The sequence below is a fragment of the Mycobacterium sp. E136 genome, from assembly GCF_001666865.1.
Classification (GTDB): domain Bacteria; phylum Actinomycetota; class Actinomycetes; order Mycobacteriales; family Mycobacteriaceae; genus Mycobacterium.
Map to the genome: position 1 here is coordinate 22,836 of NZ_LZJE01000340.1, position 22,074 is coordinate 44,909.

Below are 22,074 nucleotides of genomic sequence, written 5' to 3' on the forward strand. Positions count from 1 at the left end.
ACCACCGAAACGTTTCGCCCCGACGAGCCGGGGCAACCCGGCAACTATGCGACACACTGATTCACGCGAGATCGCAATCGTGGGTGTGGTGGTGGCCGCGGTCCTGGCGTCCTGCCTGATCCTGCCCACCATGGGCCACCTCGCGACACTCGACGGGACATGGACGGCCGCGGCGATCCTGGGGATACCGACCGTCGCGGTGCTGGTCGTCACCGGCTACCGGCACTACGGGCTGGCCCGCAGCGTAGCCGTCGCGGTCGTGGTCATGGGCATCGCCATGGTCGTCAGCTGGGCCTTCTCGGTCTTCGTGGTGGCCGCCGCGATGAGCGGTTCGGCGTCGACGCTGGCCATGGGGGTGTTGCTGTACGGGGTGCCCGCCCTGATCGTGGCGCTGCTCGGGCTGCTGGCGCTCAAGCTGGTCCCGGGCCGTCGACCGTCGAGCACCCGTTTGACCACACCCGCCGCGGGTAACCCGGCCGCATGACTCCGCGTGAAGACGACGACAGCGAAGAGGGCGTCACCGACGACGACCACGTCGCGGCCTCCCGGGCCGGCAAGGACGGCGACGACGACGGCAGCTATGTGGGCCAGACGTTCTCCGACGACGCGATCGACGCGGAGGAGAGCGGGGCCGAGGCGCGCAGCGACGACGGTCGCTGATCGGCGGGCACACGGGATCGCGGAACGGTCGCGGAAACATCGCGAGAGGCTTGCACGGGGTGTCTCGATTCGGTCGCGGCAGTCGCGTCGCGTGCGGCGCGCAGTGGGCACGTGAGACGGTATGAGCACCATGCCTGCCGACGACGAGATCACCGAGATCACCTACGAGGAATTCGGTCGCAGATTCTTCGAGGTCGCCGTGACCGAGGACCGCGTCGGTGATGCCATCGCCGACATCGCGGGTGACGAGTTCGAGATGGGGCCCATCGCTCAGGGCCCGGGCAAGATCGCGAAGGTCACCGCCAGGGTCCGGATCCAGAAGCCGCGCCTGACCCGCCACGTCGGGCCGATGATCACCTTTGCCATCCGCATCCCGCTGGAGATCGACATGATGGTCGATCTGCGCATCGACAAGCCGAAGTTCATGGTGTTCGGCGAGATCGCCCTGCGCGCCACTGCACGGGCCGCCGAACCGCTGCTGCTGATTCTCGACGTCGAGAAGCCGCGGGCCTCCGACATCTCCATCCATGTGACGTCGAAATCGCTGCGCGGCGAGTTGGTCCGCATCCTCGGCGGCATCGACGCCGAGATCCGGCGCTTCATCGCCGCGCACGTCGCTGGGGAGATCGACAGCCCGGCCTCCCAGAAGGCCAAGGTGATCGACGTCGGGTCCACCATCGACACCGCCTGGACGGGCGTCTGAGGAGCCCGCAGCGTAGGATTCCCGGGTGCTTAGCAAACCCGTGTCGGCGCTCGCGCTGACCACCGGACTCCTCGCCGCGGCGGCCGTCGTCGCCGCGCCCGCTCAGGCAGACCCCGTCGACGACGCGTTCCTCAACGCGGTGACCGAGGCGGGCGTCGTCATGAGCGATCCGAGCAGCGCGGCCGCCGTCGGTCAGCAGGTGTGCCCGATGTTGGCCGACCCGGGCCAGAACGCCGCCGACGTCGCTGCCAAGGTCGCCGACATGGGCGGTATGTCGCTGGGACCGGCGACCATGTTCACCGGCATCGCGATCTCGATGTTCTGCCCCTCGATGGTCTCCTCGATCGCCGACGGACGGTCACCGATCCCGCTGCCGTTCCTCGGTATCTAGGCCGCCACACTCTGCAACCGCGGGCGTTTCGGTCCGAGGCCGTCTCCGGTCGAGCGGCCCCGTAGATGCCGCCAGAACCACGGCAGCAGCATGTTCTGCGTCCACAGCAACTGGGCGTAGGCCTGCGACCGCAGCGGCGGGCGGCGCGCAGAATCCGACGGCAGCGTCCAGTCGCGGTTGCTGCCGGGCAATCCCAGCGCCTCGGCCGCGGCCGCCGCGAACAGAGCATGACCCTTGGGCGAACCGTGCACGCGGTCGTCGCTCCAGGTGTCCACGTCGGTCATCGACGGCGCCGCGAAGAGGTCGACCAACCGGAATCCGTGCCGGTCGGTGGCCGCCCGGATCGCGGCGTTGATCCGCTCGACCCGCCCGGCGATCACCCGCCCGATCGGCAGGATCCGGGCCAGGTCCGGAAAGGTGGTCGTCACGACGGTGGCGCCCGAGTCGGCGAGCCTGTCGTACAGAACCTCCAACTCCGCGAGCGCCTGCGGAAAGTGCCGCCCGGGGCGGGTGACGTCGTTCATCCCGATGCACACGGTGACGAGGTCCGGCCGCATGTCCAACGCCTGCGGCAACTGCTCGTCGAGCACGTCGCGGATCCGCCGTCCCCGCACCGCGAGGTTCGCGTACGCCAGGCCAGGGTGGTGGGTGTCGAGCATCGCGGCGAGGCGGTCGGTGAATCCGACGAGTTCACCGGAATCGTCGACGTCCCAGAGCCCCTCGGTCTGGCTGTCGCCGATCGCGACGTAGCGGGTGTAGCGAACCACGCTTGTGAACTCTAATGACGCAGGGCCGCGATCACCTGTTCGGCGCGGGCGCTCGCCGCGAGTTCGCGGTGTCGTTCGGTCACCCGTGCGCCCCCGGCGCACAACACCTCGGCGACCTCGGCGACGACTCCGGCCCGGTATGCGTCGAACCTCGCCGCCGTGGCCCACCACGCCAGCAGGGTGTTCAGGCCGCGCGCGGGGTCGGCGCCGAGCTCGACGAGCGCCGCGACGGTGCGTGGCAGCAAGAGGCGCGCGGCCCGGTCGACGGGTTGGGAGCCGTCGGGCATCGCGGCGTCGACCGCCGCGCCGGCTCGCGCGAGAGCGCGCACGATCTCCGGGTTGACGTTGTCGCCGTCGCCACCGACGACGTGCATCGGTGTCGCCCCGTCGGAGTCGGTCAGCGTCGGAGGGGCGCCGTTGACCAGCGCGTGGTTCAGCGCCACGGTGCGGCCCTCCCGCACGATCTCGTGCAGGATCGTGGTGTAGCGCTCGCCGCGCGCCGACAGGTCGATACGGCGTCCCGCGTCGGCGCCCGCGTCGATCAGCGCCACCGCGATACCCGACCCCGGCGAGCGCACCGCGTACCACAGCGGGGACGCGCCGCACGCGTCCACCGGATCGGGGTCCGCGCCCATCGCGAGTAGTTCGATCACCGCCGAGTCGCCGCGCTGGGCCCGGCGGAACAGGTCCAGGACGTCCGGGCGCAACGCCTCGGTCCATGCGGGTGGTTCGACGCCCAGTGCGGCCAGCACCTGCAGTGCGCCGTCGCGCCGCGCACCGAGGTCGTACCAGGGCCACGGCCCTTCGCCGCGGGCGACGAAGTCCGCGACCCGCATGCGCGATTCGGTGACGTTCGACCGTCCGCCGTCGTGGTGGTCGGTAGAGAACACCAGATCGTTGCCCTCCGACGAGATGACGACGCACGCGGGCCCGTCCTGATACCGGGCGAGTTCGGCCACAGCGAGGATTGTGCCCATACGCGAAGAGGGGCACCCGCACCGGGTGCCCCTCTCGCGCCTGTCCCAGGACCGGCTACTTCGCGTCCACGTAGACCGTGCGTTCCTCATAGGTGGTGTAGTTGTGGCTGCTGCCGATCACCGGCGAGCCCGCGTCGATCTTGGTGTGGCTGGGGCCCTTGCGGACCGCGACCACCTGGGCCTCGCTGAGCGGGGCGGTGCCGACCTGGGTGACGATGACGGTGTAACCCTCGGACCTCAGTTGGTTGATGGTGTCCTGCGCGTTCGACGGTCCCGTCGGTGCGGCGGCAACCGGTGCGGCCAGCCCGATCAACGCGGCGGCCAATCCGCCTGCGACGGCGGCGATAGGTGTCGTTCTCATATTCTGTGCCTCTTTCTGCTGTCTTCGAGCCGGTTGATGCGGTTCCCGGCAGACCATTTCGGCTTCGGTCGCATTCGCGTCGGCTCATATGGCGCAACGATTGTCCGGACGCTTAAAATTCCCTGGCAGGAAATTACGCTTGTTTGGCAGATTTCAAGCGGCACAACGATGTTCGCTCGCAGCGGAACGTCAGAGCAAGCGGCCCAACCGATTCAATTGCAGCGGGCGGCCCACGGCGCTCAACTGGCCGAGGATGTCCTCGAGCCGTGTGAGGGGAAGGTCCATTCGCCACTCCGCAACCGACGCCGACAGCCTGACGACCCCTGGCGCGAAACTGATTTCGGTGAGTCGCACGCCGTGCGGTAGTTCGGGCAGGCGGACCGGATAGGCGGGGGTGCGGGCCGGCAGCGGACAGCGCGTGCGACCGAAGGTGAGGCAGCGCGGTTTGAGCCAGAGCGTCGACCCGTCCAGTCGGGCGTCGACCTCGACGTGGCCGGCACCGGGACGGCGCGCCAGCCTCAGGCGCGCGACACCGTCGGCGCCGATCGCGCCCGAGAGTCTGGGCGCCGCCCAGCGGAACACGTCGTCGAGCACCGGCGCCGGCACCTCGAGCGTCAGCTCGACCGGCGCGGCGACCAATACCGGCGGAACGGTGGGCCGGATGTGGACGTTGTGCAGCACCGCGGTCGCGTGGTCGAACCGTGCTCCGTTCCACCGGATGTCGCGGGCCGCCAGCCGCACGTCGTTGAGTTGGCCGACCGACAACCCCCGGACGTCGAGGCGTGAGTCGAACTCGGTGACCGTCAACCGGAGGTCGCCCTCGTCCAGCCTGACGTTGAGCCGCCTGCCGACCACGAGGCGGCGGACCGTCATGAACAGCGTGCGGTATGCCGCGGCCGCCCCGGTGCTGACCGGCGTCACCGCCGCCGACGACCACAACGCCGTCAGCATGTCGATGGGCCGGAAAGGATCGAATCGGCGCAGGGGATCCGGGCGCGACATGCCTCCAGCATTCCCGTCTGGGCCGGTTCCGTACAGTCGGGCCCATGACCTCCGTGGTAATCGTCGGCAGCGGGTTCACCGGATTCGAATGCGCTCGCACATTGGCCCGAAAGTTCCGCAGACAAGGCTCCGACGTCGAGATCTCGATCATCTCGCCCGTCGATTACATGCTCTACACCCCGCTGCTGCCGGACGTCGCGGGCGGTCTGGTCGATGCCCGATTCGTCGCGATTCCGCTGGCCAACGCGCTGCGCGGAGTGCAGGCGATCCGCGGCCGCGTCGACGAGGTCGACTTCGCGCAGCGCACCGTCACCTACACCGACCCCGAGGAACGCTCGCGGGCGCTGCCGTGGGACCGGTTGGTGCTGACTCCCGGTTCGGTCACCCGGTTGTTCGATGTGCCCGGCCTCGCCGAGCACGCCCGCGGCCTCAAGTCGACGGCCGAGGCGTTGTACCTGCGCGACCACCTTCTCGAGCAGCTCGAGCTGGCCGATGTCGACGACGATCCCGGCCGGCGCCAGGCGCGGCGCACGATCGTGGTGGTCGGCGCGTCCTACTCGGGCACCGAGCTGGCGGTGCAGCTGCGGGCGTTGGCCGATTCGGCCGCCAAGCAGATGGGCTTCGACCCGCGCGAGGTGAAATTCCTACTTCTCGACCTCGCCGAGCAGGTGATGCCGGAGGTCGGGGAGAAGCTGGGTGCCGCCGCTCAGCGTGTGCTCAAGTCCCGCGGCATCGACGTGCGGCTCGGGGTCACGCTCAAGGAGGTGCACCCCGAACACGTTGTGCTCAGCGATGATTCACTGGTTCGAACCCACACCGTGGCGTGGGTGGCCGGGGTGACGGGTGCGCCGCTGATCGAGAAGTTGGGGCTGCCGACCGAGCGGGGCCGGCTGAAGGTGAACACCGAGCTCGAGGTCCCGGGGCATCCCGGTGTGTTCGCCGCGGGCGACGCCGCCGCGGTGCCCGACGTCACCCAGCCTGGCAAGATCACCCCGCCGACCGCACAGCACGCCACCCGACAGGGAAAGGTGTTGGCGCGCAACGTCGCAGCGAGCCTCGGCATCGGCAAGGCGAAGCGGTACAAGCACCGCAACATGGGGTTGGTGGTCGATCTCGGCCCGCGCAACGCCGTGGCGAACCCGCTCAACATCCAGCTGTCGGGCTTCCCCGCCAAGGTCGTGACCCGCGCCTACCACGTGTACGCGATCCCGCGCTTCGTCAACCGCTGGGCGGTGGCCCTGGCGTACCTGACCGACCTGGCCTTTGACCGGTCGGTGGTCTCCTTCGGCCTGTCGTCGCAGGAGGACGCCCAGTTCTCGGCGAGCGAAGGCATCCCGATGCCGAAACCGGACTGATTCAAACCCGGTGATCCGGGGAACTGTAGCGAAATGGCTACGTATCGCGTGTTGAATCCCAAGGGCGAGGTCGTCGACTCCAAGGACATCGAGAGCGCCGACGACGCCCACGCCTGGTTCGTCGACCAGAAGGCCGAGCCCGAACTCGGGTGGCGCATGGAGGTCAAGAACGACGACGGGGACTGGGACTTCTTCGACAGCAGCGAGGGTGACCGCAAGTACTGACGTTTTCTCGTTCCGCGGGCGACCGCCCGCGGATGGAGAGGATGGGGGAGTGCCGAAGCTCAGCGCGGGGCTGTTGCTCTACCGGGTGACCGGTGGGGTGGTCGAGGTTCTCATCGGCCACCCCGGCGGGCCGTTCTGGGCGCACAAGGACGACGGGGCGTGGTCGATCCCCAAGGGCGAGTACGACGAGGGCGATGACCCGTGGACCGTCGCGTGCCGCGAATTCGAAGAGGAGCTCGGCAAGGCGCCGCCGAGCGGTCCTCGCATCGAGTTCGCGCCCGTCAAGCAGCCCAGCGGCAAGGTCATCGCCGCGTTCGCGGTGCGCGGCGACCTCGACCTCGACGGCACGTTCTCCAATACGTTCACCCTGGAGTGGCCGAAGGGTTCCGGCACGATCAAGGAGTTTCCCGAAATCGACCGGGTCGGTTGGTTTTCCGCGGCACAGGCTCGGTCCAAGCTGTTGAAGGGTCAGCGGATCCTGGTGGACCGTCTGATGGAGGTAATCGCAGACGACGAACTGGCCGAGTCTCGATCGCATTGATCGTCAGCGCGCGGCCGTGGATCCGCCAACCCGCCCGCGTGCGCAGATATTCGTCGTCGTAGCGCAGGTGCCATACGAGATCCGAGGCCTGACCGTCGCTGATCGTCCAGTGATGGGCGATGCAGGCGATTCGGCCGAGCGCATAGTCACGTTCGTCGGCGGCGGCGTAGACCTCGCCGACGATCGCGTGTTCGGTCCTGGTCACGGCGCCCAGCGAAGCCATCGCCGCACGGACACCCTCGCGGCCGTGGTGGCTGCGCACGGGCTCCAGCGATCGTGGAGGCTCGGGTAGCCGCAGTTCGGCGTTCTCGGTGAACAGCTCGGCGACGTCATCGAACCGACGGTCGTCGACCGCGGCGGCGTAGACGTGCACGAGGTCGGCCAACGCCAGCCGGTCGGCGGTGCTCAGCATCACGACGCCAGCCCCAGCCGCTGCGCGCATGCCGACAGCGCGTCGCGGGCCTCATTGAGATCGGCCGTCGGGGGCATGGCCAGGATCAGCCGGTCGGCGCCGAGCGCCTCGAGCTTGGCCGCCCGGTCGCCGTCGATCTTGGTGACGAGATGTCCGAGCGAGAGTTCCAGCGCCTCGGGATCGCGCCCACACCGCTCGGCCTCCTCGCGCATCACGGCGACCAGTTCGGCCAGTTGGGCCCCGCCGACGCCGAGCGGCTGGAAGCCGTCGCCGAGCCTGCCCGCCCGCCTTGCCGCCGCCCGGCTGTGTCCGCCGATGTGAATAGGTATGTGCGCCAGGGGTTTCGGATAACACATCGCATTGTCGAAGTCGAAGAACTCGCCGTGGAAGTCGGCCCCGTCGGGACGGTGCTGCCAGAGCAGCCGCAGGACGGCCAGCTGCTCATCGACGCGCCTGCCGCGGCTGCCGAAGTCCGCACCGCACGCCTCCACTTCCTCTTTGAGCCAACCCGCACCCACGCAGAGCCGAAGCCGTCCGCCCGAGAGCGCGTCGACGGTCGCCACCCGCTTGGCCAGCACGACGGGGTGGTGGTTGGGCAGCACGAGCACGCCGGTGGCGAGCCCGAGCCGCCGGGTGTGCCCGGCCAGGAAGGCGAGCAGGTCGAGTGGATCGGGTACGGCGCAGTCGGCGGGCAGTTCGACGCGGCCCGAGGCGTCGTACGGATAGACGCTGGTGTATCGCGTCATCAGCACGGTGTGCTCGACCACCACCAGCGACTCGAAGCCGCACGCCTCCAGGTGCTGTGCGAACGCGGCCATGAAGGCCGGGTCTGCGGTGACGCCGGCTGCCACCGGCGCGACAACGGCGAATCTCATGGCAGCGGGGGCAGGCCGTTGCTTTCCCGGATGTCCCTGCGACATTCGCGGCGGGTCTGCCCGGTCTGCTCCATGCACACCCGAACGGGTGACTCCTCGGCCACCGGCAGCGGTGGATCGGTCGCCTCGGTGGTGACGGTCGGACTCGGGACGTCGCCTTCGGTCAGCGACCAGATCGTCGCGCCGGTGCTCTGCAGCGTCGAGCAGTAGGCGGTCGAGCCGTCAGCGGTCTGGGCGGTGGCGCCCTCGGGGGAGCAGTCGGCCCCGATCACCGCGGCGGAGTCGGCTGCCTGGGTCGACGACGTGGTGGTGTCGTCGTCCTCGGTGGTGGTGGTTGTGGTCGGGGTGTCGGTCGCGGCGGTGGTCGTCGATGGTGGGGGTGGCGGGGGCGGAGCTGCGGGTCGCGCCGGTGACGACGTCGTGGTCGTCGCCGTGGCTGGTGTGGCCGCGCGTTCCTCGCCGAAGTCGAAGGCGGCCACCACGACCGCGATCATCAGCAGCACCAGCAGTGCCAGCCCGATCAGCACGCGTGGCCGCCGCCACGATTTCGCAGGCCGGGCCGCGGCCAGGGCCAGCCGGGTGCTGTCGGGGTCCGCCGCGGCGACGCCGAGGTGGTGGCTCAGGGCTCTGGCGAAGTCCGCGCAGCGCTCGAACCGGTCCTTCGGGTTCTTCGACAGCGCCTTGGCCAGTACCGGGTCCAGATGCGCGAGGTCAGGCCGGTGCGAGCCGATTGCGGGCGGCGCCGCCGAGAGGTGCTGGCTGATCACCACGGCCGGATTCGAGTTGCGAAACGGCGGCGCACCGGTGAGGAGGTGAAATGCGGTGGCGGCCAACGCATATTGGTCGGCCCGACCGTCGAGCTGTTCGCCCATCAACTGTTCCGGGGCGGCGTACGAGACGGTGCCGACGGTCATGTTGGTCGCAGTGAGCCCGCTGACGTCGTCCGCCCAGCGCGCGATCCCGAAGTCGGCCAACAGGATTCGTTGGTCTCCGGACTCGGGTCGGGCGAGCAGGATGTTGGCCGGTTTGACGTCGCGGTGCAGCAGGCCCCCCTGGTGCGCGTAGTCGAGCGCATCGGCGATGGCGGTGACGATCGCGGCGACCTCGTGCGGGGGCATGCCGTCGGGGTAGCGCTCCTTGAGCAGTTGTGCCGCGTCGGTGCCGTCGACGTAGTCCATCGAGATCCAGATCTGGCCGTCGGCCTCACCGCGATCGTGAATGCCGACGATGTGCGGATGCCACAGCGTGGCCGCGTTATCGGCCTCGCGCTGGAATCGCATGCGGTACTCGTCGTCCGCCGACACCGACGCGGGCAGCACCTTGAGCGCGTCGCGGCGGGGGAGGCGCGGGTGTTGCGCGAGGTAGACCTCGCCCATACCGCCGGAGCCGAGAAGTCGCACGATGGTGTACCCGGCGAACGTCGCCCCCTCGGCCAACGGCATGGCCGAATAGTACGAGACAACTACATATCGAGTGTGAGATGGGAACCTTCGGCGCGTGAGATGCAGATCAGCATCAACCCGTCCGCGCGTTCGGTGTCGGTGAGCAGCGTGTCGCGGTGGTCGACGGGGCCGTCCACCACCCGGGTGCGGCAGGTACCGCAGAAGCCCTGCTGACACGAGTACGCGGCCTGCACACCCGATCGGCGCAGCGCCCCGAGCAGCGTCTCGTCGGCGGCCACGTCGACGGCCTGGCCCGTCGATGCCACCGTGACCGAGAAGCTCGCGCCGTCCTCGACGGGCGGGGCGGCGAACCGTTCGAAGTGCAGCTCGACGTTGTCGCGGCCGACCAGGCGCTCACGGACGGCGGTCAGCATCGGCGCCGGCCCGCAGGCGTAGACCGCGGTCCCGGCGGGGCAGTCGCCGAGCAGGTCGTCGGCGCTCGGCAGCCCGTCGGCGTCATCGGTGCGGATCTGGACGCGAGAGCCGAAGCGAGCGACCTCGTCGACGAACGGGAGGCTGTCGCGGCTGCGCCCGGTGTAGACCATCGACCACTCCACGCCGAGACCCTGCGAGAGGCGCAGCATCGGCAGAACCGGGGTGATGCCGATGCCGCCGGCGATGAACCGCAGCCGCCGGGTGGGCGAACCGTGGCCGGGCACGGTCACCGGGAAGGCGTTGCGGGGTCCGTGCGTCGTGACGGTCGCGCCCACGCTCAGTGCCTCGTGCACCTCGATCGAGCCGCCGCCACCGTCGGGGATGCGCCGCACCGCGATGCGATAGCGGTCGGCTTCGGCCGGATCACCGCACAGCGAATACTGCCGCACCAGCCCGCTGGGCAGCGTGATGTCGATGTGCGAGCCCGGATGCCATCGGGGCAGCGGTCGGCCGTCGGCGGAGGCCAGCGTCAACGCCACCACGTTCTCGTCGCGCGCCACCACCTGCCGGTCGGCGACTCGCAGGAGGTGGGTGCGGTCGAGCTCGCGGGGAGGCGCGACGCGGCGCACGGCGCCGGCCAGCGCCTCCATCCCGTTGATGACGGCGTCCGCGACGCCGATCAGCATGTAGCGCCGCCCCGGCCGCAGCGGATGGGCGGGCAGTTGCCGGTAGCGCTCCCGCAGTCCCATCACCGGTGTGCGGCGCGCGCGGCGGGTGAGGTGGCCAGGTAGGCCACGGCCTGTGCGGTCGACCCCATGTCCTCGGGCGAGTAGCCGGGCCGGAAGTAGGACAGGGTGTTCGCCCCGAACAGGGTCCGGAACTTCGGCAGCAAGCCGAGTTCGGAGTCCTGCATCCGCAGGCGCTGCATCTGCAGCCATCCGATGTCGCTGTTCGGGTCGGTCTTGAGCAGATACCAGGTGCCGCGCTGGAAGAACGTGAAGATCGCCGTCGCGGCGACCGTCATCGCCCGGATCCGGTCCGGGTAGCTGTCGTGGAAGTAGACCGCGACGTCGTGGGCGACGCAGCGATGCTCGACTTCCTCGCTGCCGTGCCAGCGGAACAGGTCGACCAGGGTGGGGTGCGCGCCGTGGTCGTCCCAGGTCGAGTTCAGCGCGAAATCGCCGAGCACCGCGGTGTAGTGCTCGATGGCCGCGATCAGCCACAGCCGTTCACACAGGTTGCTCAGGCGCCGCTGGGGATCGTCGAAATGCTTTGGCGCCAGTACCTTTTCGAACATGTAGCCGACGAGGTCGAGCATCGGCTTCGGGTCGACCCCGTTGCCGATCAGGAAATTCTCGATGACGTCGTCGTGGGCCGCGGCGTGGGTGGCCTCCTGGCCGATGAAGCCGCGGATGTCGTCGGCCAGCTGGGGATCGCGCACCAGCGGCAGCGCCTCGTTGTAGGTGCGGACGAACCAGTGCTCGGCGGCGGGCAGCACCACGTTGAACAGGTTGATCATGGTGGAGGCCACCGGGTGGCCGGGGATCCACTCCAGCGGGACGCCGGTCAGGTCGAAATGCACCTTGCGGGCCTGGATTTGGACGGGGCCCGGGTCCACCTCATGTGCGAAGCGGCGCGGACGTAAGGGGCCCGCCGGCGGAACCGGCGAATGAGCCGTTGGCTGGGCCGGCATTCGAGCCGTGGAACGGGCCGGCGATTGTGGCATCTCGGCTCCTCCTTCGTGGAGCACAGTCTACGTGCGGCGGTGCTCCAACAGGTTTCAGGTTCGCGGGCGATGTCTATATCTGTGTCCATGGTGGGGATCGACGACGTTCTCGGGTGGGCCAAACAGCAGGTGTCCGCCCGGGTACCCAAGGCCGACCTGGACCAGCGCGACCCCGACTACATCCGTGAGCAACTGCCCGGACTGTGGCTGCTGGCGTCGTTGTACTTCCGCGCGGAGGTGCGCGGCCTGGACCGCATCCCCGCCGACGGCCCGGTGCTGTTGGTGGGCAACCACAGCGGCGGGAACCTGCCGCCCGACACATTCGTGTTCACGCTGGCCTTCAGCTCGTATTTCGGCGTCGAGCGGCCGTTCTATCAACTGGCGCACAACCTCGTGGTCTCGATGCCGGGCCTGGGTTCGCTGCGCAAGTTCGGCACCGTCGCCGCCAACCACGACAACGCGAAGCTGGCCCTGGAATCCGGAGGCGCGCTCCTGGTGTATCCGGGCGGCGACTACGAGGTGTTCCGGCCCTCGTGGGAGCGCCACGAGGTCGACTTCGGCGGCCGCAAGGGCTACGTGAAGCTCGCGCGCGAGGCGGGTGTGCCGATCGTGCCCGTGGCCAGCGTCGGCGGTCAGGAGGCCGCGCTCTTCCTCGACCGGGGTCAGTGGTTGGCGCGGCTGCTGATGGTGGACCGGTTGGCCCGCCTGAAGAGCGTGCCCATCCTGTTCGCCCCGCCGTGGGGGCTGACCGTCAGCGACTTCATCCCCCGGCTGCCGCTGCCGACGAAGATCTCCATCGAGGTGCAGGACCCTATCGACGCCGAGGACATCGCGGCCAGCGACGACGACGTCATCAACGACAAGGTGCTGACCAGCCTGCAGGCCGGGGTCGACAGGTTGGCCGCCGAACGACGCTTCCCGGTATTGGGCTGAACCATGAGAGTGCAACGCCAGTGCGTGATCGACGCCGACCGCGACCAGGTGTGGAAGGTGGTCAGCGACCCCGGGTGCTATCCGGAGTTCATGGCCAGCCTCGAACGCTGGGAGACGCGCAGCGATGACCCCGCCGGTCTCGGATCCCGGTACACGGTGCACTGGAAGGTGGGTTCGGTGCCGATCGGCGGAACCGTCGAGGTCGTCGAGTTCGACGCGCCGCGCGAGGTGTCGTGGATCGGACTCACCGGGGTCTCCCAACGCGGCCGCTTCCGGCTGCGCGACACCGGCGACGGGCGCACCAAGGTGACGTTCCGGTTGTCCTACGAGTCCGCGGGCAACCTGCTTGGGCTCATCGCCGATCGGGTGGCCGCGCGCCAGGTCGGCCGCACGATGAGCCGAACGCTGACCAACCTGCGTCAGATGGTTGAGGGCTAGTAGGTCAGCCGACCGGGGCCGGTGGCGGGGTGCCCGCGCCGGGTGCGCCCTGAATCGGAACCACGGGGGTGGGCGTCACGGTGGTGATGCCGTTGCGGCCGACCGTCGGACCGCCCGAGGGCGCCTGCTCCGCGATCAGGTCCGCCGCCTTCTGGCTGCAGTCCAGCATCAGCAGCATCCGCCCGCCCGAGGTGATCTTCTGCTGGTCGACCAGGCACTCGGCCTGAGGCAGCACGCTGCCCACCGAACCGCCGAAGTAGGCCTTGATGCCCTGGGTCTTGAGGATCTGCAGCGCCCGGTTGTACGGCTCGCCGACCACGTTGAGGCTGGGTTGCGACATCGCGATCCCGGCGCCGACCAGCGCCGCCGAACCGACGGCTGCGAGCCCGCCGCTCAGCACAACAAGCTTGTTCACGTGATCTCCTCAGGTCGCTGCGGTGCGAACATATCGCAGGCGTGACGAATGTGAAACCGGAGCAGAAGCCGCCGGCGTTACACCTGCGGGCGCACCGCGTCGCGCATGACCTCGCCGAGCCGCTGCGCCGTGACATCGGCGAAGACGTCTTCGAGCAGCAGTTCCTTACCGCCGGGGCCGGCCAGCGGCACCCGCCAGTTCGGATACTCGTCGGTGGTGCCCGGCTGGTTCTGGGTGCGCAGATCGCCGACCGCGTCGGCCAGGGACAGCGACAGCAGCCGCGACGGTGTGCGACCGAGGTAGCGGTGCAGCGCCTCGACGATCTCGGCGCTGTCGGAATCTCCGGCGTCGCCCAGCAGGCCGGCACGGCGCAGTTCGTCGAGCCAACGCTTCTGTTGCTCACGGTCGTCGGCCAGCTCATCGGCCGCGGGGCGCGTCAGCAGCCCGAGCTGGTCGCGTAGGCGGACGTGTTCGCCGGCCAGGTAGCCGGCGGTGGGGGGCAGGTCATGGGTGGTGACGGCCGACAGGCAGTACTCGCGCCAGCGCTCGGCGGGCAGCGGCCCGCCGTCCCCGTCGCGGTCGGCTTCGAACCACAGGATCGACGTCCCGAACAATCCGCGCTCGTGCAGGTAGTCGCGCACCCACGGTTCGACGGTGCCGAGGTCCTCGCCGACGACGACGGCGCCCGCGCGGTGAGCCTCGAGCGCGACGATGCCGATCATCGCCTCGTGGTCGTAGCGCACGTAGGTGCCTTCGGTGGGTCGGGACCCGTTCGGGATCCACCACAGCCGGAACAGCCCGATGATGTGGTCGATGCGAACCCCGCCCGCATGCCGAAGGACGGCGTTGACCAGCGCGCGGAACGGTTCGTAGGCGAGCCTCTCGAGCTGGTCGGGGCGCCACGGCGGTTGCGACCAGTCCTGGCCGAGCTGGTTGAACTCGTCGGGCGGCGCGCCCGCGGTGACCCCGAGCGCGAGCACGTCCTGCAGCGCCCACGAGTCGGCGCCGTTCGGGTCCACGCCGACCGCGAGGTCGTGCATGATGCCCAGGCCCATACCCGTCTGCAGCGCGGTGGCCTGCGCCGCGGTCAGCTGGTCGTCGAGCTGCCACTGCAGCCAGCGGTGGAAGTCGACGGCGTCGGCGTGCTCGGCGGCGAAGGCCGCGACGGCGGGGTTGGCCGGGTGTTGTAGTTCGCGCGGCCACTGATGCCAGTCGGCGCCGTGGCGTTCGGCCAGCGCACACCAGATGGCGAAGTCGTCGAGGCTCGCACCCTCGCGCGCCCGGTAGGCGGCATAAGCCAGGTCGCGCCCCGCGGAACGCGGTACCTCGTAGACCGCCTCCAGCGCCGAGCGCTTCACCTTCCACGCCGCGTCGCGGTCCACCTGATCGGCGCGGTCGGCGCGAGACTGCACACCTTCGCGCAACTTGCGTATTCGGTTGCGGCGCCGGACGTAGGCGTATTCGGGGATCGCCTCGACCCGCAAATAGATCGGATTGACGAAGCGGCGGGATGTCGGAAGATAGGGCGACGGCTCCATCGGTGCGACCGGGGCGGCCGCATGTAGCGGGTTGACGAGGATGAATCCCGCGTCGTGGGTCGCGGCCGACCACACCGCGAGGTCGGTCAGGTCCGTCAGATCGCCGATGCCCCAGGATCTTTCGGAACGCACGCTGTAGAGCTGCGTGGCCAGCCCCCACTGCCTGCCCGACGGCGGGACCAGCGTGGCGGGGGAGACGATGAGCGCGGTGGTGAACGCTCGATCGTCGGCGTGCAGCTCGAGGCGGTGGTATCCGATCGGAAGGTTGGCGGGCATCTGGAAGGTCGCCTCACCGATTAGTCTGCCATCCAAATCATATGGTGCCCTGTTGTTTTCGAGCTGCCGCAGGTCTGTGCGCACGGACCCGTCCTCGAGGTGGATCCGCAGCGAGACCGGGTTGCCGTGGGTGACATGCACCCAGAACGTCGAGGTGGCGCCGGCGCGCCCGATGATCGTCGGCGGAAGGCGGCGCTCCCAGTACTCGCGGTCGTGCGCGGCCAGCGCGGCGGCGCGATCGTCCTCGGTGGCGGCGGAAACTCCCAGCGCGGCCAGCACCGAGATCAGCGTCGAGGGGGCCACGGCGATGCGCCGGCCCGCCCAGTCCTCGTAATCGGTTGCGACACCGTAGCGTCGCGCCAACTCCACTAGCGACGCGGCGGGCTCTGTCATGTCGCCAATCTTGCCCGGAAGCCGTCGGCACGTCTCGTCACAGGCTCGCTGATACCCGATCTGAGTGAACTCAACACCGCACTCGAGCGCATGTAGGGTCGGCCGATATGACGGCCGACCGACAGGAGACGGCCGACGTGCAGAGCCGGCGCGCGCGGATCGCGGTGGCAGCGCTGTTCTTGACCAACGGTGCCGTCTTCGCCAACCTGCTGCCGCGGTACCCCGAGATCAAGAGCGATCTCGGGCTGTCGAATTCGGCGTACGGCGCCGCCGTCGCCGCGTTCTCCGCGGGCGCCCTGGCGGCCGGACTGACCGCGGCGGCGCTGATCCGCCGCTACCGCTCGTCGCGGGTCGCCGTTCTCGGCACCATCGGGATCGGGGTGTTCGTCGTGCTCGCTGGCGTGGCCCCTTCTGCGGTGTTGTTCGCCGCCGGGCTGTTCGCGGCCGGCGCCAGCGATTCGGTGACCGACGTCGCGCAGAACGCGCACGGGCTGCGGGTCCAACGCATCTACGGTCGTTCGATCATCAACTCGCTGCATGCCGTGTGGGCCGCCGGCGCGATCATCGGCGGCCTGATGGGGGCGACGGCGATCGCGCTGGGCATCTCGCGCGGGGTGCACCTCGGCTTCTCGGCGATACTGTGCAGCGCGGTCGTGCTCGTTGCCTACCGCTATCTGCTGCCGGGCGCCGATCACGACACCGACCCGGCGGCACGCACCGGCGGTGGCGGTGACGCCGGCCTGGCGGTGTACGCCGTGCTGCTGGCTCTGGTGCTGATTGCGGTGGCCGGTGCGACGGTCGAGGACTCGGGCAGCTCCTGGGCCGCGGTGTATCTGCGGGACGCGCTGGGTGCGCCCGGTCCGATCGCGGTGACCGGCTACATCGCCGCGGTCACCTTCATGTTCATCGGGCGGCTTCTCGGGGACCGGCTGGTCGACCGGTTCGGCACCCGCGCCGTGGTCCGGTCGGGTGGCGTGATCACCGCGGTCGGCATGGGTTTCGCGCTGGCGTTCCCGTCGGTGCCCGGCACGATCGCGGGTTTCGCGTTCGCGGGGTTCGGCGTGGCGACGCTGGTGCCGTCGGCCATGCACGCCGCCGACCAGCTGCCGGGTCTTCGACCGGGTAGTGGGCTGACGATCCTGACCTGGCTGATGCGCATCGGGTTCTTCGGCGCCCCGGTGCTCGTCGGGGTGATCGCGGACGCGACGAGCCTGCGCATCGGGTTGCTGACCGTGCCGATCGCCGGGGTCCTGGTCGTCGCGTTGTCGGGCGTGCTCAGTGCGCGACGGCGGCCAGTTCGATCGTGAGCACGCCGCCGATGACCAGCGCGATGCCCAAAGCCATCAGCCAGGTCAGTGGTTCGGTGAACACGAATCGGGCGATAACCGCGACCAGCGCGACGCCGCACGCCGTCCACACGCCGTAGGCGATGCCGACCGGCATGCCGAGCGCCAGGGTCAGCCACAAGAGATAGAACGACGCCAGATAGCCGATGGCGACCGGCGCGATCCACGCCTTCTTGCGGAACCCCTCCGAGGCGCGCAGCGACAAGGTCGCGACGACTTCGAGCACGATCGCGCCCGCCAGCGCCCAGTACATCACCGCGGTTCGACCGCCCGGTGCGACCCGAACTCGATCAGCAGCACACCGGCGATGATCAGGCCGATGCCCGCGACGATCGGCCAGGTGAACGGGTCGTTGAACAGAATTGCCGCCAGCACTGCCGTCCCCGCGGTGCCGACCGCGCCCCAAATCCCGTACGCCGCCCCGACGGGCATCCCGGCCCGCAGCACCAGGGTCAGGAACGTGAACGCCGCGATATAGCCCGCGATGACGACCAGAAGCCACGCCGAGTGGTCCTGGGACGCCCGCAACGACAACGTGGCGGCGACCTCGACGACGATCGCTCCGGCCAGCAACGCCCACCTCTGCACGCGATCAAGCTAGCCGACCTCGGTGGCCGCGGCTCTGCGGACACGGCGATCGGATGGGCTGGTCGACGCCCCGCGTAGCCTGAATTCGCTGTGTTCATCGAACTGAGGAGTCCCATGTCCTACGAGGTCGAGGCCGCGTGACCGCCGAGGCGCGTCGCACCGACGACGCGCTCGTCGTCGACACCGCGTACGGACCGGTCCGCGGGACCGACGACGGCAACGTGAAGGTGTGGAAGGGAGTCCGGTTCGCCGCTGCGCCCGCGGGTGAGCTGCGGTGGCGACCGCCGCAACCGCCGCAACGCTGGTCAGAACCGGCCGACGCCACCCGGGTCGGCCCCGTCTGCCCGCAGCCGACCGATCCCCGGATCCCGATCGACCTCGGCGCCCCGCAGGGCGACGACTGCCTGAGCCTCAACGTTTGGGCGTCGTCGGACACCGAACCGGGTGCGGGCAAACCGGTGATGGTGTGGGTGCACGGCGGCGCCTATGTCCTCGGCTCGTCGGCGCAGACGCTGTACCACGGTCGTGCGCTCGCCGCCGACGGCGACGCCGTGATCGTCGCGGTGAACTACCGCTTGGGTGCGCTGGGCTTCCTGGACCTGTCGGCGATGGGCGACGGCTTCGCCACCAACCTCGGCCTGCGGGACGTGTTGTTCGCGCTGCAGTGGGTGCGCGACAACATCGCCGGTTTCGGGGGAGATCCGGACCGCGTGACCATCTTCGGTGAATCGGCGGGCGGGGGGATCATCACCACGCTGTTGGCCAGCCCGGCCGCCAAGGGGCTGTTCGGCGCGGCGATCGCGCAGAGTTCGCCGGCGACTTCGGTCTACGACCGCGAGCGCTCGCAGCGCGTGGCCGCCCTTCTGCTCGAAGAACTCGGCGTCGGCCCCGGCGAGGCCGACCGGCTGACCTCGGTGCCCACCCCTGCGCTGATGACCGCGTCGAAGAAGGTGTTCGACCACATCCCGGCGAGCACCCCCGGCACGCTGGCGTTCGCGCCGATCATCGACGGCGACATCGTGCCCGCGCATCCGGTCCAGCTCGCCCGCGACGGCGGTACGCATCCGGTACCGCTGATCATCGGCACCAACAAGCACGAAGCCGCGCTGTTCCGCTGGATGAAATCGCCGCTGATGCCGATCACCCCGGCGGCCATTCGAGCGATGTTCGCCGAGATCGCGGCCGAACAACCCGACCTGCGGCTCCCCGACGAACAGCAGATCCGCGCCGCCTACCGCGGGCGGGGCAAGACCATCGGACTGGGCGTCGCGCGCGACATCGGGTTCCGCATGCCGTCGGTCTGGTTCGCCGAGGGCCACCGCGAGGTCGCGCCCGTCTATCTGTACCGGTTCGACTTCGCCACCCCGATGCTGCGGCTGCTGCGCCTGGGCGCCGCCCACGCCACCGAACTGCCCTATGTCTGGGGCAATCTCGTCGCCGGCCCGAAGGACCCGACCTTCAAGCTGGGCGGTCTGAAGGCCGGTAAGACGGTGTCGGCGCGGATCCGGCGGCGCTGGTTGAGCTTCGCCGTCGACGGGACACCGTCGGGATCGGCGGGCGACCCGGTGTGGCGGCCCTATCGCGCATCTGACCGCGCCACCCTGCTCATCGACGCCCAGGACCGGGTGGTCGACGACCTCGATCGCGATCTGCGCACCGCCTGGGGCGATCAGGTGCTGAGCTTCCGGTGAGTCGTATGCTTTGGCCGGAGGTGTGACGTGGATGTGAGTGGCGCCTTCGCGCACGTATTGCCACCGTTGATGCACGACCCCGTGATGTTCGCGGTGCCGTTTTTTCTGCTGCTGCTGATCATCGAATGGGCGGCCGCCCGCAAGCTGGCACACGAGGAGGCCGAGCGCGCACCGGTCGGGGCGTATCACCGACCCGATGCTTGGGCCAGCATCTGGATGGGTGTGGTCTCGATCGGCACGAGCGGGGTGCTGAACTTCATTGCGCTGCTGGGATATGCGGCGTTGTTCGCCTACGTCGCACCGTGGCAGCTGCCCGCCGGCGCCTGGTACACGTGGGTCATCGCGATCGTCGGGGTGGACCTGCTCTATTACGTCTATCACCGCATGGCGCACCGGGTTCGGCTCATCTGGGCCACCCATCAGGCACACCACTCCAGCCAGTACTTCAACCTCGCGACCGCCCTGCGCCAGAAGTGGAACATCAGCGGAGACGTGTTCCTGCGGGCGCTGCTGCCGCTGTTCGGCGTGCCGCCGTGGATGGTGTTCGCCAGCTTCTCGATCAACCTGATCTATCAGTTCTGGATCCACACCGAGCGCATCGACAAGCTTTGGCGCCCAATCGAATTCGTCTTCAACACGCCGTCGCACCACCGGGTGCACCATGGTATGGACCAGGAGTACCTCGACAAGAACTACGGCGGCATCTTCATCGTCTGGGATCGCCTCTTCGGCAGCTTCCAGGCCGAGACCGTGCGCCCGCACTACGGGTTGACCAAACAGGTCGACACCTACAACATCTGGACGCTGCAGACCCACGAGTATGTCGCGATCGTCCGCGATGTCCGCCGGGCGCCGCGATGGCGCGACAAGCTGGGCTACATGTTCGGCCCGCCCGGCTGGGTACCGGCGCAGGCCCGCGACGCAGTGACAAAATCGGAGGCGATTAGCGCCTGACTCGGCGCTCCTGCCAGCAGGATGGAGCCATGGAGGTACACGAGGTCCTGCTGCCCGGGGTCGGCCTGCGCTACGAGTTCGACACGGAGGACGGTGAACGCATCGGCGTCGTCGCACGTCGAAACGGCGACTTCGACGTCGTCGCCTACCACATGGACGACCCGGATCAGGCGCAACACATGTTCCGGCTCAACCGGGAGGAAGCCGATGCGCTGGCGCAGATCCTCGGCGCACCACGCATTGCCGAACGGTTCGCCGACCTCACCCGCGAAGTGCCCGGACTCAACGCCGGACAGGCGGTAGTGGAGCCGGGCAGCCCGTTCGTCGACCGTCCGCTCGGCGATACACGCGCGCGCTCGCGCACCGGCGCGTCGGTCGTGGCGATCGTCCGTGACGACGATGTGCTCGCATCGCCCTCGCCGACCGAGACGCTGCGCGCGGGAGACGTCCTCATCGTCATCGGCACCGAAGACGGCATCCGAGGTATCGAGAACATCGTGACCCGAGGCTGACCCGATGGTCGTCTCGACGGCGCTGCTGCTTGAGCTCGGCGTCATCCTCCTGGCGCTGACCGTCCTCGGAAGTGTCGCGCGCAGATTCGGGCTGTCACCGATCCCGTTGTACCTCCTGGCCGGCCTGGTCGTCGGAGAGGGCGGACTCGTCGCGACGGAGGCGGCAGGTGAGTTCGTCCGCGTCGGAGCGTCCATCGGAGTGGTCCTGCTTCTGCTGACGCTGGGACTGGAGTTCTCCGTCACCGAGTTCACAGCCAGCCTGCGCAGGCACCTGCCCTCGGCTTGGGTGGATCTCGTGCTCAACGCCACACCGGGAGCCATCGCCGGTTGGCTGCTCGACCTCGACATCGTCGGCATCCTCGCGCTGGCCGGCGTCACCTACATCTCGTCGTCGGGTCTCATCGCCCGCCTACTGGCCGATCTGCGTCGGCTCGGTAACCGGGAAACACCCGCGGTGCTGTCGGTTCTCGTACTCGAGGACTTCGCGATGGCGGCTTACCTGCCGGTGCTGTCGGTTCTTGCGGCGGGCGGGACCTGGTGGCAGGCGGGCATCGGCATGGCCGTCGCCGTGGCCGCGTTGCTGATGGCGTTCACTGTCTCGTATCGGTGGGGCCATCACGTCGGCAGGCTGGTGACACATCCGGACAACGAGCAACTGCTACTGCGGATCATGGGACTCACGCTGGTCGTCGCCGCTCTGGCCGAGTTCGTGCATGCCTCGGCCGCCGTGGGCGCGTTCCTGGTCGGTTTGACGCTGACCGGAGAGACTGCAGAACGTGCGCGCGCGGTTCTGACACCGATTCGCGATCTGTTCGCGGCGATATTCTTCCTCGCCATCGGATATTCGGTGGATCCGGCCGACCTCGGTCCGATGCTTCCAATGGCCCTGGCGATCGCGGCGGTGACCGCGGTGACCAAGGTGGCGACCGGGCGATTCGCCGCCCGCCGCGACGGGGTGGGAAGGGCGGGTCAGATGCGCGCGGGGACGGCGCTCATCGCGCGCGGCGAGTTCTCACTCGTCATCATCGGTCTGGTCGGAACATCGATCCCACAAGTAAGCACGGTCGCGACTCCGTACGTGTTCGTGCTCGCGATCCTGGGGCCCGTGCTCACGCGGTTCACCGGGCGGCGTCGGCGGCGTCCAACGGCGTCGAGGGTGCCCGCGCCGTAATCTCCGC

General features: G+C 69.2%; 26 protein-coding genes and 1 pseudogene. 14 read left to right on the forward strand and 13 right to left on the reverse strand.

Annotated elements, in window-relative coordinates; genetic code table 11:
• Positions 1 to 46: 46 nt before the first annotated feature.
• The 4 genes from A5698_RS22615 to A5698_RS22630 all read left to right on the forward strand — a co-directional run bounded on the left by A5698_RS22615 (position 47) and on the right by A5698_RS22630 (position 1,754).
• Entirely contained in the window at positions 47 to 484 is a 438-nt protein-coding gene (locus A5698_RS22615) for a hypothetical protein (protein ID WP_068301394.1), read from the forward strand.
• On the forward strand, positions 481 to 660 hold the full coding sequence (locus A5698_RS22620) for a hypothetical protein (protein WP_068301397.1): 180 nt from the start codon (positions 481 to 483) through the stop codon (positions 658 to 660). The genes A5698_RS22615 and A5698_RS22620 overlap by 4 nt, the downstream gene beginning before the upstream one ends.
• Positions 661 to 781: 121 nt before the next feature.
• Positions 782 to 1,363, forward strand: a complete 582-nt coding sequence (locus A5698_RS22625) for a hypothetical protein (protein WP_197500586.1) — start codon at positions 782 to 784, stop codon at positions 1,361 to 1,363.
• A gap of 25 nt (positions 1,364 to 1,388) precedes the next feature.
• Entirely contained in the window at positions 1,389 to 1,754 is a 366-nt protein-coding gene (locus A5698_RS22630; protein ID WP_067084524.1) for a DUF732 domain-containing protein, read from the forward strand.
• On the opposite strand, the gene A5698_RS22635 is transcribed toward A5698_RS22630, so the two are convergent.
• From A5698_RS22635 to A5698_RS22650, 4 genes are all read right to left on the reverse strand, one after another.
• The gene (locus A5698_RS22635; RefSeq protein WP_068301400.1) at positions 1,751 to 2,521 is read right to left on the reverse strand and encodes an SGNH/GDSL hydrolase family protein; all 771 of its coding nucleotides are present in this window, start codon (positions 2,519 to 2,521) and stop codon (positions 1,751 to 1,753) included. The genes A5698_RS22630 and A5698_RS22635 overlap by 4 nt on opposite strands.
• Before the next feature lie 11 nt (positions 2,522 to 2,532).
• Positions 2,533 to 3,480 carry an ankyrin repeat domain-containing protein gene (locus tag A5698_RS22640; protein WP_068301515.1) on the reverse strand — a complete coding sequence of 316 codons (948 nt, stop codon included), beginning with the start codon at positions 3,478 to 3,480 and terminating at the stop codon, positions 2,533 to 2,535.
• A 73-nt stretch (positions 3,481 to 3,553) separates the two neighbouring features.
• Entirely contained in the window at positions 3,554 to 3,859 is a 306-nt protein-coding gene (locus A5698_RS22645) for a hypothetical protein (RefSeq protein ID WP_068301404.1), read from the reverse strand.
• 189 nt (positions 3,860 to 4,048) lie between these two features.
• Positions 4,049 to 4,861, reverse strand: coding sequence for a hypothetical protein (locus A5698_RS22650; RefSeq protein ID WP_068301407.1), 813 nt, complete (start codon positions 4,859 to 4,861; stop codon positions 4,049 to 4,051).
• 44 nt (positions 4,862 to 4,905) lie between these two features.
• Between A5698_RS22650 and A5698_RS22655 the strand changes: the two genes are divergently transcribed.
• From A5698_RS22655 to A5698_RS22665, 3 genes are read left to right on the forward strand one after another with little or no spacing between them, the layout of a single operon-like run.
• Positions 4,906 to 6,216: an NAD(P)/FAD-dependent oxidoreductase gene (locus A5698_RS22655; RefSeq protein ID WP_068301410.1), complete on the forward strand. Its 1,311-nt coding sequence runs from the start codon at positions 4,906 to 4,908 to the stop codon at positions 6,214 to 6,216.
• Between the two features lie 33 nt (positions 6,217 to 6,249).
• Positions 6,250 to 6,441 carry a hypothetical protein gene (locus tag A5698_RS22660; protein WP_067084514.1) on the forward strand — a complete coding sequence of 64 codons (192 nt, stop codon included), beginning with the start codon at positions 6,250 to 6,252 and terminating at the stop codon, positions 6,439 to 6,441.
• A 49-nt stretch (positions 6,442 to 6,490) separates the two neighbouring features.
• Positions 6,491 to 6,982, forward strand: a complete 492-nt coding sequence (locus A5698_RS22665) for an NUDIX hydrolase (protein ID WP_068301413.1) — start codon at positions 6,491 to 6,493, stop codon at positions 6,980 to 6,982.
• A gap of 70 nt (positions 6,983 to 7,052) precedes the next feature.
• Here the strand turns inward: A5698_RS22665 and A5698_RS28200 are convergent.
• The 5 genes and pseudogenes from A5698_RS28200 to A5698_RS22690 all read right to left on the reverse strand — a co-directional run.
• A pseudogene (locus A5698_RS28200) lies at positions 7,053 to 7,424 on the reverse strand (nuclear transport factor 2 family protein); the annotation flags it as partial.
• Positions 7,394 to 8,269 carry an LLM class F420-dependent oxidoreductase gene (locus A5698_RS22675; RefSeq protein WP_068301419.1) on the reverse strand — a complete coding sequence of 292 codons (876 nt, stop codon included), beginning with the start codon at positions 8,267 to 8,269 and terminating at the stop codon, positions 7,394 to 7,396. The pseudogene A5698_RS28200 and the gene A5698_RS22675, both read right to left, overlap by 31 nt.
• Positions 8,266 to 9,711 (reverse strand): serine/threonine-protein kinase, encoded by a 1,446-nt coding sequence (locus A5698_RS22680; protein ID WP_068301423.1) that lies wholly within the window; start codon positions 9,709 to 9,711, stop codon positions 8,266 to 8,268. The genes A5698_RS22675 and A5698_RS22680 overlap by 4 nt, the downstream gene beginning before the upstream one ends.
• Before the next feature lie 20 nt (positions 9,712 to 9,731).
• Positions 9,732 to 10,835, reverse strand: coding sequence for a PDR/VanB family oxidoreductase (locus tag A5698_RS22685; RefSeq protein ID WP_068301426.1), 1,104 nt, complete (start codon positions 10,833 to 10,835; stop codon positions 9,732 to 9,734).
• The gene (locus tag A5698_RS22690; protein ID WP_068301429.1) at positions 10,835 to 11,779 is read right to left on the reverse strand and encodes a metal-dependent hydrolase; all 945 of its coding nucleotides are present in this window, start codon (positions 11,777 to 11,779) and stop codon (positions 10,835 to 10,837) included. The genes A5698_RS22685 and A5698_RS22690 overlap by 1 nt, the downstream gene beginning before the upstream one ends.
• A gap of 120 nt (positions 11,780 to 11,899) precedes the next feature.
• Here A5698_RS22690 and A5698_RS22695 point away from each other — a divergent pair, with 120 nt between their 5' ends.
• Together A5698_RS22695 and A5698_RS22700 are read left to right on the forward strand one after the other, a co-directional pair.
• Positions 11,900 to 12,745 carry a lysophospholipid acyltransferase family protein gene (locus A5698_RS22695; RefSeq protein ID WP_068301432.1) on the forward strand — a complete coding sequence of 282 codons (846 nt, stop codon included), beginning with the start codon at positions 11,900 to 11,902 and terminating at the stop codon, positions 12,743 to 12,745.
• 3 nt (positions 12,746 to 12,748) lie between these two features.
• The gene (locus A5698_RS22700; protein ID WP_067082918.1) at positions 12,749 to 13,183 is read left to right on the forward strand and encodes an SRPBCC family protein; all 435 of its coding nucleotides are present in this window, start codon (positions 12,749 to 12,751) and stop codon (positions 13,181 to 13,183) included.
• A gap of 4 nt (positions 13,184 to 13,187) precedes the next feature.
• On the opposite strand, the gene A5698_RS22705 is transcribed toward A5698_RS22700, so the two are convergent.
• Complete coding sequence (locus tag A5698_RS22705) at positions 13,188 to 13,598, reverse strand: hypothetical protein (protein WP_067082921.1); 411 nt, start codon at positions 13,596 to 13,598, stop codon at positions 13,188 to 13,190.
• Between the two features lie 77 nt (positions 13,599 to 13,675).
• Positions 13,676 to 15,805 carry a 4-alpha-glucanotransferase gene (malQ, locus tag A5698_RS22710; protein WP_068301435.1) on the reverse strand — a complete coding sequence of 710 codons (2,130 nt, stop codon included), beginning with the start codon at positions 15,803 to 15,805 and terminating at the stop codon, positions 13,676 to 13,678.
• Between the two features lie 107 nt (positions 15,806 to 15,912).
• On the opposite strand from malQ, the gene A5698_RS22715 reads away from it, so the two are divergent.
• Complete coding sequence (locus tag A5698_RS22715; protein ID WP_068301439.1) at positions 15,913 to 17,112, forward strand: MFS transporter; 1,200 nt, start codon at positions 15,913 to 15,915, stop codon at positions 17,110 to 17,112.
• Here the strand turns inward: A5698_RS22715 and A5698_RS22720 are convergent.
• Together A5698_RS22720 and A5698_RS22725 are read right to left on the reverse strand one after the other, a co-directional pair.
• Positions 17,081 to 17,404, reverse strand: a complete 324-nt coding sequence (locus tag A5698_RS22720) for a DMT family transporter (protein WP_067082932.1) — start codon at positions 17,402 to 17,404, stop codon at positions 17,081 to 17,083. The genes A5698_RS22715 and A5698_RS22720 overlap by 32 nt on opposite strands.
• Positions 17,404 to 17,739 carry a DMT family transporter gene (locus A5698_RS22725; protein WP_068301442.1) on the reverse strand — a complete coding sequence of 112 codons (336 nt, stop codon included), beginning with the start codon at positions 17,737 to 17,739 and terminating at the stop codon, positions 17,404 to 17,406. The genes A5698_RS22720 and A5698_RS22725 overlap by 1 nt, the downstream gene beginning before the upstream one ends.
• A gap of 137 nt (positions 17,740 to 17,876) precedes the next feature.
• Between A5698_RS22725 and A5698_RS22730 the strand changes: the two genes are divergently transcribed.
• From A5698_RS22730 to A5698_RS22745, 4 genes are all read left to right on the forward strand, one after another.
• A complete protein-coding gene (locus A5698_RS22730; protein WP_068301446.1) occupies positions 17,877 to 19,430 on the forward strand; it encodes a carboxylesterase/lipase family protein in 1,554 nt (517 codons plus the stop codon).
• 69 nt (positions 19,431 to 19,499) lie between these two features.
• Positions 19,500 to 20,384 carry a sterol desaturase family protein gene (locus A5698_RS22735; protein ID WP_068301518.1) on the forward strand — a complete coding sequence of 295 codons (885 nt, stop codon included), beginning with the start codon at positions 19,500 to 19,502 and terminating at the stop codon, positions 20,382 to 20,384.
• A 29-nt stretch (positions 20,385 to 20,413) separates the two neighbouring features.
• The gene (locus A5698_RS22740) at positions 20,414 to 20,896 is read left to right on the forward strand and encodes a cation:proton antiporter regulatory subunit (RefSeq protein WP_068301449.1); all 483 of its coding nucleotides are present in this window, start codon (positions 20,414 to 20,416) and stop codon (positions 20,894 to 20,896) included.
• A gap of 4 nt (positions 20,897 to 20,900) precedes the next feature.
• Entirely contained in the window at positions 20,901 to 22,067 is a 1,167-nt protein-coding gene (locus tag A5698_RS22745; protein ID WP_068301452.1) for a cation:proton antiporter, read from the forward strand.
• Positions 22,068 to 22,074 lie beyond the last annotated feature (7 nt).